The following is a 10460-nucleotide window of genomic DNA, read 5'->3' on the forward strand; positions in this document are numbered from 1 at the left end:
CAAGGAGGGTTTGTGAGCTGGTTTTTATTTTACAGCTTCCTTCCTTTTGCCTTATATGCCTTCTCCTTATCCATATATTCTTTTCAATCTCTTGAAGCAAATATCCAAATGATGAAAACGGAGTATTATCACGGTGATGCCCTAAAACTGAAGGTATTTGTAAATAGAAAATCACGCTTTCCCTTATTATTTATGATAATAGAGGTATGTTTAGAAGATAAACAAAGCTTATCCATTCATTCTACTCAATTAAAAACACTTGTTTTTCCTGGTTTTCAAAACAATATTTCCCTGGAGTTTAAAATGGATTCTTTATTACGAGGAGAATACGTATTTAAAGGCATTCGTATGAAAACGGGGGACCTTCTTGGACTTATTGAGAAAGAAAAGCTTGTGGAAATAGAAAAGAAATTGATTGTTTATCCAGTGTATGAGGAGATCATCTATCGACCAATGGAAAGTCATTATGATCAAGGAATGGCAGCTACAAGGGGACGGGTTCAAAGGGATTCCTCCATGGCAATTGGTATTAGAGAATATCAGCCAGGCGATCGTTTTTCATGGATTAATTGGAAGGCAACTGCAAAGAGAAATGACATTATGACGAAAGAGTTTGAGCAGCGTCAGTCCCATGATGTCAATATTGTGATGGATTGTGCTCCAGACAGCCATTTTGAAACGATCGTTTCCTTTACAGCTTCTATTGTCAGAGGGATTTTGCGAAAGGGAGCCAATGTTGGACTGATGACTGCGAGCAATGAGCGTTCTCTTTTTCCAATAAGAGGGGGAGAGCAGCAGCAACAGAAAATCTTTTATCATTTAGCCAAAGTGAAGGATCAAAGTCCAAGAACCTTAGATCGGATTTTAGACACGGAGATGATTCTCATACAGGAAAAAACAACGCTGATTTTAGTAACGGCGAAACTAACGAAAGCTTTAATTGGGAAAGTGGGCTTTTTATCAAGGAAATCTCCTGTTTATGTTTTCCTTATGAAACAAGACAATGAAGCGGCTACACAGAATGAAATCTCACTGATTGCACAAGCAAGGGCAGGAGGAATGATCGTTAAATACGTGTATCGCGGTTATTTTGCAGAAGCTTTTTCAGAGGTGAGGAGAAAATGACAGGAAAGCAAAAAGCGAATGTAAATCTATCTGTTTTTATTCTATATGTTTTCGGATTTATTCTAATCTGGGAGTGGCTTAGACCTTTAGATGAGCTAACGGATACATCAAATATGGGGATTTTCCTAGCTTTTCTTATTCTTAGTCTCATCCTATCCTTTTTTCATATTAAGTTTTTCATTAGTGGTTTATTAAAAGTTAGTTTTATTGTCTATTTTTTACATTTTCTTTATTATGAAGGGTCTTTTTTGCAGCTAAATTGGATTTCTTCATTTATAGAAGAATTTCTTCTTAATTTTCAAATTATGTTTGACACAAATTGGCCTGCATTAAGCCCCCTATTTAGAAGCTTTTTATTATTTATTTTACTTTGGTTAATGACGTATTTAATCGAATACTGGTTTATTACCAAAAGGAAAATATTTGTTTTTTTCTTTATGACACTTATCTATATCACCGTTTTAGATACGTATACTCCTTATGAAGCAGATGGTGCGATAGTCAGAACTGTCATTGCAGGTTTTGCAGCATTAGGAATTTTGACTCTATTAAGAACGCTTGAAAAGGAAGGAATCGCAAAAGAACGTCCTTTTTTCCAAAAATGGATATCGCTACTTCTGTCATTTGTTGCTCTTAGTATTGTTGTAGGATTTGTTGCGCCAAAGGCTGATCCAATTTGGCCAGATCCAGTACCGTTTATTAAATCGTACAGCCAAAATGATGCAGCGAACGGTGAACAAACAGTTGGGTATGGAACGGATGATTCTAGATTAGGCGGCCCTTTTAAAGGGGACGATACGATTGTTTTTACATCAGAGGTTGATACTGAACACTATTGGAGAATTGAATCAAAGGATATTTACACTGGAAAAGGGTGGGTTTCTTCTAGTGAAGGTGTGACAAGAATTCCGTTTGAAGACCGTGCGGATGTCCCTTTTTCTTTAATCAATGAAAATGCAGGGATTGTAAGTGAAGAAGAAACAAGCAACGTGAAAAAAAGACAAGAATTCTCTTATATGATGTATCCGCTAGGTCTTCAGCAAATTCATGCTGGTTTCAATAACTCGTTTGAAATGGAACCGACCACTGGGAAAATATATTCTTTAGAAGCATATAGCACGGTGTCATTAAATTCTTATTCTGTTTCATATGTAAAACCAGAATATAGTGTAACCACGCTAATGGAGACGAAATCAGCAGAAGCTTATGATGGACAAGATGAGTTAGTAGCTCAATATACACAGCTTCCAGCTAAATTGCCTTCAAGAGTAAAGGAATTAGCGATGGAAATTACCGCTGATAAAGAAGATTGGTTTAGCAAAGCAAGGGCTATTGAGTCTTATTTTGGCAATGCAGGCTTCGTATATGATCAAGTAAATGTGGCTATACCAGAAGATCAGGATGATTATGTCGATCAATTTTTATTTGAAACCAAATCGGGCTACTGCGACAATTTCTCTTCTTCAATGGTTGTCATGCTAAGATCGCTTGGAATTCCAGCAAGATGGGTAAAAGGCTACACAGAAGGGGAATTTATTACGACCAATAGTGAAGATCGTCGCGAGTATGAGATCACGAATAATAACGCTCATTCTTGGGTCGAAGTATATTTTCCGAATGTTGGGTGGATGGAGTTTGAGCCGACAATTGGATTTACGAATAATGTTGATTTAAATTTTGATAATAATGAACAGACTCAGAATACAAATCAACAGGAGCCTGAGCTCCCTAAGCAGCAGGAAAAGCCAGCTGAGCAAAATAAAAACGATGCAGTTGAAAAAGATGCTTCTTTTTCATTTATGAACGTGTGGACTTCTACACGCTTGTTTCTACAAGAACATTGGTTAGGTGTTATTGCTTCTTTATCTGTTCTATTTTTAGCTATTTTCTTTCTATATAAAAAGAAAGCAAATTGGCTTCCATTTTATTTCTTATGGAAGTATAAGAATAAAAAAACAGACGAAAACTTTGAAAAGGCCTATCTCGTTTTATTGAAGCAAATGAACAATTATGGGTTGAAAAGAAGGAAAGAACAAACACTTCGTGATTATGCTCAATATATAGATGAGTTTTTTTCAACGAATGATATGGGCAAGCTGACAAGGAGATATGAACAGTTTATGTATAAAGGTTCACTTCAAGAGGGCAGTTGGATTGAATTAAAACAATATTGGGAAAATTTAATTAAAAAGACTATATCTTGACCAAGAATTCGACATATTGATACAATATTCTAGATTATCATAGAGAATACCTTCCTAATATCGATGAATTAATTATGTAGGAAGATCACTTTATAAAACTAGTATGTCTATATGTTAGAAAATCGGTAAGAAAATAAGTATTTTTACTATTAATGAGGTGAACAGCTTGACGGGGAAAACAAAGCTAAAGACACAAGAAATGATTGTTGTATTAGATTTTGGAAGTCAATACAATCAGCTAATAACACGCAGAATTAGAGAGTTCGGAGTGTATAGTGAATTACATCCGCATACCATTACAGCTGAGGAAATTAAAGAATTGAATCCGAAGGGAATTATTTTCTCTGGTGGCCCAAACAGTGTATATGATGAAAATGCGTTCAAATGCGATGAAGCGATTTTTGATTTAGGACTACCTATTTTTGGAATTTGTTATGGTATGCAGTTAATGACCGTTCATTTAGATGGAAAAGTTGAAAGAGCGAAGCATCGTGAATACGGTAAATCTGTATTAAACATTCAAAATGAATCATTATTATTTAAAGATTTACCAGAAGAACAGGTCGTTTGGATGAGTCATGGAGATCTAGTTGTTGAAGCACCTCAAGGCTTCACAATTGATGCTGTCAATCCGTCCTGCCCAATTGCTTCTATCAGCAATGCAGAAAAAGGATTATACGCTGTTCAATTCCATCCTGAGGTACTTCACTCTGTATATGGCAATGATATTTTGAAAAACTTTGTTTTTGGTATTTGTCATTGTACTGGCGATTGGTCTATGGAAAACTTTATTGAAATTGAAACTGAGAAAATTCGCCAAATTGTTGGAGACAAGCAGGTTCTATGTGCATTAAGTGGCGGCGTAGATTCTTCTGTAGTAGCGGTGCTTATTCATAAAGCAATCGGTGATCAATTAACATGCATCTTTGTCGATCATGGTTTGTTAAGAAAAGGCGAAGCGGATAGTGTTATGAAAACCTTCTCTGAAGGGTTCCATATGAATGTAATAAAAGTAGATGCTAAGGATCGTTTCTTAACGAAATTAGAAGGCGTTAGCGACCCTGAGAAAAAACGTAAAATCATTGGAAATGAATTTATTTACGTATTTGACGATGAGGCAACAAAGCTAAAAGGAATCGATTTCCTAGCACAAGGTACTCTATATACAGATATCATTGAAAGTGGTACAGCGACAGCTCAAACGATTAAGTCTCATCATAATGTTGGCGGTCTTCCTGAAGATATGCAATTTCAGTTAATTGAACCATTAAATACATTGTTTAAGGATGAAGTTCGTGCGTTAGGAACCGAACTAGGGATTCCAGATGACATCGTTTGGAGACAACCTTTCCCAGGTCCTGGCCTTGGTATTCGTGTACTTGGAGAAATTACAGAAGATAAATTAGAAATCGTTCGTGAATCGGATGCTATCCTAAGAGAAGAAGTGAAAAAAGCAGGGCTTGAAAGAGATATTTGGCAATACTTCACAGTACTTCCGAATATTCGCAGTGTGGGAGTTATGGGTGACGAGCGCACTTATGATTACACAATTGGAATCCGAGCGGTTACTTCCATTGATGGAATGACATCAGATTGGGCTAGAGTTCCTTGGGAAGTATTAGAAGCTATTTCAACAAGAATTGTAAATGAAGTTAGTCATGTAAATCGCGTTGTTTATGATATCACAAGCAAACCACCGGCAACGATTGAGTGGGAATAATAACGAACAATTCACAAAACGGACATGAAAATGTCCGTTTTTTCATTGACTGACAAAATATCACTTGCTAAAATCTAGGTTGCCAGCCGATCTTTCCTTTTGTTTGTCTGCCGTATTGAGTTTGAATACGAGATAAGTTTGCCATATTATAAGGGTATTTTGTAGTTGCCTTCATTCTTTATTTTTTTATAAAGCGTCGTATGTCAATCTTATGGTAGAGAACAAAAAGGTTATTTAGGTAAATATAAAGTTAATTTGGAGGATAAGAATGAAAAAATATTTCCGTTTCGAAGAATTAGGAACGAATTATCGTCAAGAGTTTTTAGGGGGATTGACAACATTTTTAGCAATGGCTTACATACTTGTCGTCAATCCTATTACTTTAACATTGGCTAATGTAAAGGATTTACCAGATGCCTTAAGAATGGATTACGGAGCAGTATTTGTTGCAACCGCACTTGCTGCAGCAGTTGGTTCCATTATTATGGGTTTATTAGGAAAGTATCCGTTAGCTCTTGCGCCTGGCATGGGATTAAATGCTTTTTTTGCCTACACAGTTGTGCTAGTTGGAGGGGTCCCATGGCAACATGCCCTTGGAGCTGTTTTTATTTCAGGTGTCTTTTTCTTACTCCTTACTATTTCAGGCCTTCGTGAAAAGATTATTAATGCAATACCAATTGACTTAAAACATGCTGTAGCTGCTGGAATTGGCCTGTTTATTACTTTTATCGGATTGCAAAATGCTAAAATTATTGTTAATAATGATGCAACTCTTGTTGGAATAGGAGATCTAACTAAAAGTAGTACTTTGCTTGCAATATTCGGTATTTTGTTAACGGTAATCCTAGTAACAAAAGGGATTAACGGCGGCGTATTTTTTGGAATGGTTATCACAACGATTGTTGGAATGATTTTTGGAATAATAGATGTTCCTAATAAAGTGGTAGGTGCTGTTCCAAGTCTTGAACCTACATTCGGTGCGGTATTTACATCGTTTGGAGATAGTTCTTTTTACACAAAAGACATGCTTTTGATTATCTTGACTTTCTTGTTTGTTGATTTCTTTGATAATGCTGGTACATTAGTCGCGGTGGCTAATCAAGCTGGATTAATGAAGGATAATAAGCTTCCTCGTGCAGGAAAAGCATTATTTGCTGATTCTATTGCATCCATATTTGGTTCTATATTTGGAACTTCTACAACAACTTCTTATATTGAATCATCTGCTGGGGTTGCAGCGGGTGCTCGTACAGGCTTTGCCGCATTAGTTACTGCAGGGTTGTTTATTCTTTCATTATTCTTTTTCCCGATATTAGAAGTAGTTACACCAGCTGTTACGACACCAGCACTTGTTATCGTTGGTGTGTTAATGGTTTCGTCTTTAGGGAAAATTGACTGGACTAGATTTGAAATTGCTGTCCCTGCCTTTTTAACCATTATTGCAATGCCGTTAACGTATAGTATTGCAACGGGGATTGCAGCAGGTTTTATTTTTTATCCGATTACGATGATTCTAAAAGGAAGAATAAAAGAAATTCATCCGATCATGTATGTAATGTTTGTCGTGTTTTTAGGGTATTTTATTTTTCTTGAGTAAATTTTTAAAAAAGCTCCAGTCCCCTTTGTGTCTCAGAGGGGGCTCTTATTATGGATGGTCAACACTTCTTTTTTAAAATATTATAAATATGCACTTTCTTTTCATTGACTTCTTTTTAACCCTTTTATAACATTAAAATAATTCAAGTGATTGCTGAAATGAGGAAAGATAGATGGGGAATTTACTAATTAAAAAATCACTTAATAATAACGTATTAGTAGGAGAACATCCTTCCTTTGGCGAAGTCGTATTAATTGGAAAAGGAATTGGGTTTAAACATAAACGAGGGGATTCTATTGATACCTCAGAGGTAGAGAAGCTATTTGTATTAAAGGATGAAAAAGAACAAGTTAACTATATTAAGCTCTTACCTTTTCTGGAAAATGGCATGCTTGAAGTCATTATTTCTGCTATTGAGTTAATTAAACAAAGAATGAATTCCTCTCTAAATGATCATATTCATGTCGCACTCACGGATCATTTACTATTCGCCTTTAAAAGGCTTACGGATGGTTTGATATTGAGTAATCCATTTTTAACAGAAACAAAAGCTTTATATCCTAATGAATATCAGGTTGCAAAAGAAGTGGTTCAGCTAATTGAAGATAAAATTTCATTGCGTTTACCTGAAAGTGAAATCGGTTTCATTGCTTTTCATATCCATAGTGGCGTAAATGATAAGGAATTATCAGAGGTAAGCCGCAACTCACAGCTTACGACAAAGCTTATTAATATGATAGAAGAACAGTTGAAAATCACGATCGATAAAGAAAGTCTAGACTATATGAGGCTTGTGCGCCATTTAAGATTTACTATAGAAAGAGTCTTAAAAGGAGAAATTGTCGAAGAACCTGAACGTATAACTTTTTTATTGAAAAAGGAATACCCGTTATGTTATAATTTGTCATGGAAGCTCATAAAGGTTATGCAAGAAACATTAAAAAAGCAAGTGTTTGATGCAGAGGCTGTCTATTTGACAATGCATCTGCAAAGGCTTCAAAAAAAAGAAAATAGCTAATTATTTTATTATACGTGTTACTGATACGATCAGGCATGAGTGAAGAAAATAATTGGAAAACAGGTTTATGGTTATTTTTATAACTATAGATAGTTTTTTAATTGTCTTCGCTCATGCCTTTTTTGGTTGCTTTTAATCGTTTTTTGAAAACGCTTTATGAGTGAAAATTTATATTTGGAGGTCTCTATATGTTTAAACAAGCTTTTGGGGTACTGCAAAAAGTTGGGAAAGCATTGATGCTGCCTGTTGCGATTTTGCCGGCTGCAGGTATTCTGCTTGCTTTTGGGAATGCGCTTCAAAATCCAGCACTGTTAGATATTGCTCCTTTTTTAGATAACGGTGGAGTAAAAATGGTCGCTTCCGTTATGGAAAATGCAGGTGGGATTATTTTTGGTAACCTTGCGCTATTATTTGCAGTTGGGGTTGCCATAGGTTTGGCAGCTGGAGAAGGGGTTGCTGGACTTGCTGCTATTGTTGGGTTTTTAATTATGAATGTCACAATGGGGACTGTTTTAGGGATTGATGCAAAAGATTTACCTGGACATGTTCAGTATGCAAGTGTATTAGGAATTCCTACTCTTCAAACAGGTGTATTTGGAGGGATTATTGTTGGGATTCTTGCTGCTACTATGTATAACAAGTTCTTTGAAATTGAAATGCCTTCATACTTAGGGTTCTTTGCAGGCAAACGTTTTGTTCCAATTGCTACAGCTGCAAGCGCTGTTATTTTAGGTTTAATTATGATTGTTATTTGGCCGCCAATTCAAGCAGGTTTAAACAATTTTTCTGAAAATATGCTTAGTGCTAATTTGACCTTATCAGCCTTTGTGTTTGGTGTAATAGAACGTGCTTTAATACCTTTTGGTTTACATCATATTTTTTATTCGCCATTTTGGTTTGAGTTCGGTCAATATACAAATAAAGCAGGCACCCTTATCCGTGGTGATCAAGCAATCTTTATGAACCAAATTAAAGATGGTGTTCAAAACTTAACAGCTGGTACGTTTATGGTAGGTAAATATCCATTTATGATGTTTGGTTTACCAGCTGCAGCATTAGCGATCTATCATGAAGCTCGTCCAGAAAGAAAGAAAATTGTTGGTGGGCTTATGGCTTCGGCTGCTTTAACATCCTTTTTAACTGGGATTACAGAGCCGCTTGAATTTTCATTTTTATTCGTAGCTCCTGTTCTTTTTGGGGTTCATGTTATCTTTGCGGGGCTCTCCTTTATGACTATGCACTTACTGAATGTAAAAATTGGAATGACTTTCTCAGGAGGATTAATTGATTATACACTCTTTGGTTTGATTAATCCTCAAACGAATGCTTGGATCGTAATTCCAGTAGGTTTGGTATTTGCGGTGATTTATTATTTCGGATTCCGTTTCGCAATTCGTAAATTCAACCTGAAAACACCGGGTCGTGAAGATGAGGAAAAAGAAGAAGAAAATAGTAATGCTAAGGGCGGAGATTTAGCAGGAAACATTCTAGAGGCGATGGGTGGAAATGGAAATATTGCTCATTTAGATGCGTGTATTACTCGTTTACGCGTTTCTGTCAATGATGTTGGGCAAGTAGATAAAAATAGATTAAAACAGCTTGGCGCTGCTGGAGTGCTTGAAGTAGGGAATAATATTCAAGCGATCTTCGGACCGAGATCAGAGACGATTAAAGGTCAAATGAAAGATATTATGAGTGGGAAAAAACCTCGACAAGTTGAAAAATCGCCTGAAAAAGGAGTAGAACAACAAGTTGAAGAGGTAAATCCAAAAGCTCTTAGAAATAATAATAGTGGTGAAGAGGTTTTTGTTGCTCCATTGAATGGAGAAATCTTACCAATTACAGAAGTTCCTGATGCAGTATTTTCAGGGAAAATGATGGGAGATGGATTTGCTATTCTTCCTTCAGAAGGTTCAGTCGTATCTCCTGTGGATGGAAAAGTAGTAAATGTATTTCCGACAAAGCATGCATTGGGTATTGTATCTGATTCCGGCCGAGAAATATTAATTCATGTAGGAATTGACACGGTCAATCTTAAAGGAGAAGGCTTTGAAATCTTGATAGCAGAAAACGATCAAGTGAAAAAAGGTCAGCCTTTATTAAAAGTAGATCTAGAATATATTAAAGAGCATGCTACATCCACGATTACTCCAATTGTGTTTACAAACCTTGCTGAGGGAGAAAAAGTAGTGCTAAATAAACAAGGTGAAATTGAAATAAAAGAAGAAGGAATCATCTCCATTTCAAAAGTAAGTTAAGGATTATTAAGGGTTGCTAAAGGGTGGCAGGCGTTTCATTTGGTGAGATGCCTACCACTCTTTTTATATCGAATGATTTGTTGAGAAAAATACCTCGATAAGCTTATGATCATCAAATTTCAAAAAACTTTTTAAAAAAGTGTTGACCCATTTGATAAACGATGATAATATTGTAAAGCAGTCGCAGTTAAGGTCATCAGATAGAGAGTTTTAAAAACAATTTTTAAAAAAGTGTTGACAAACAGATTGCAAGAATGTTATATTGATAAAGTCGCTTCTGAGCGATAACGAAAAATTGCTCTTTGAAAACTGAACAACAAAACGTCAACAAAAGAACAAAAAGGGTTGAGAGAAGCGAGTAGGTCGAGGAATCGAACGAATGAACACCGGAGTGTATTGATGTACATGAGGATGTGAATGAGTGAAGATGACGAAGAGATACGAAGCTTATCTTAAGCCGAAAAAGTGAGGACTTCAAACGAAGTCAACACATGCTAGTAAAGTCAATTACGAGCTAATCAACTCTTATACGGAGAGT

6 protein-coding genes are annotated in these 10460 nt (G+C 36.0%); all 6 read left to right on the forward strand.

Annotation, left to right across the window (positions count from 1 at the left end; genetic code table 11):
• Positions 1 to 12: 12 nt before the first annotated feature.
• Positions 13 to 1125 (forward strand): DUF58 domain-containing protein, encoded by a 1113-nt coding sequence (locus FDO66_RS19390; protein ID WP_309475294.1) that lies wholly within the window; start codon positions 13 to 15, stop codon positions 1123 to 1125.
• Positions 1122 to 3329 carry a DUF4129 domain-containing transglutaminase family protein gene (locus FDO66_RS19395; RefSeq protein ID WP_141434315.1) on the forward strand — a complete coding sequence of 736 codons (2208 nt, stop codon included), beginning with the start codon at positions 1122 to 1124 and terminating at the stop codon, positions 3327 to 3329. The genes FDO66_RS19390 and FDO66_RS19395 overlap by 4 nt, the downstream gene beginning before the upstream one ends.
• A 199-nt stretch (positions 3330 to 3528) precedes the next feature.
• Positions 3529 to 5049, forward strand: a complete 1521-nt coding sequence (gene guaA, locus FDO66_RS19400) for a glutamine-hydrolyzing GMP synthase (protein ID WP_181444668.1) — start codon at positions 3529 to 3531, stop codon at positions 5047 to 5049.
• 268 nt (positions 5050 to 5317) lie between these two features.
• Positions 5318 to 6646 carry an NCS2 family permease gene (locus FDO66_RS19405; RefSeq protein ID WP_141434317.1) on the forward strand — a complete coding sequence of 443 codons (1329 nt, stop codon included), beginning with the start codon at positions 5318 to 5320 and terminating at the stop codon, positions 6644 to 6646.
• Positions 6647 to 6818: 172 nt separating this feature from the next.
• Positions 6819 to 7664 carry a glucose PTS transporter transcription antiterminator GlcT gene (gene glcT, locus FDO66_RS19410; protein ID WP_141434318.1) on the forward strand — a complete coding sequence of 282 codons (846 nt, stop codon included), beginning with the start codon at positions 6819 to 6821 and terminating at the stop codon, positions 7662 to 7664.
• A 188-nt stretch (positions 7665 to 7852) separates the two neighbouring features.
• Positions 7853 to 9922 carry a glucose-specific PTS transporter subunit IIBC gene (gene ptsG, locus FDO66_RS19415; RefSeq protein WP_141434319.1) on the forward strand — a complete coding sequence of 690 codons (2070 nt, stop codon included), beginning with the start codon at positions 7853 to 7855 and terminating at the stop codon, positions 9920 to 9922.
• Positions 9923 to 10460 lie beyond the last annotated feature (538 nt).

It is taken from the genome of Bacillus sp. 03113 (assembly GCF_006546985.1).
GTDB lineage: Bacteria > Bacillota > Bacilli > Bacillales > Cytobacillaceae > VATK01.

Bases quoted from the DNA above. Each gene is read 5' to 3' on its own strand.
- FDO66_RS19395 (WP_141434315.1), top strand. From the start codon at position 1,122: ATGACAGGAAAGCAAAAAGCGAATGTAAATCTATCTGTTTTTATTCTA.
- guaA (WP_181444668.1), top strand. From the start codon at position 3,529: ATGATTGTTGTATTAGATTTTGGAAGTCAATACAATCAGCTAATAACA.
- FDO66_RS19405 (WP_141434317.1), top strand. From the start codon at position 5,318: ATGAAAAAATATTTCCGTTTCGAAGAATTAGGAACGAATTATCGTCAA.
- glcT (WP_141434318.1), top strand. From the start codon at position 6,819: ATGGGGAATTTACTAATTAAAAAATCACTTAATAATAACGTATTAGTA.
- ptsG (WP_141434319.1), top strand. From the start codon at position 7,853: ATGTTTAAACAAGCTTTTGGGGTACTGCAAAAAGTTGGGAAAGCATTG.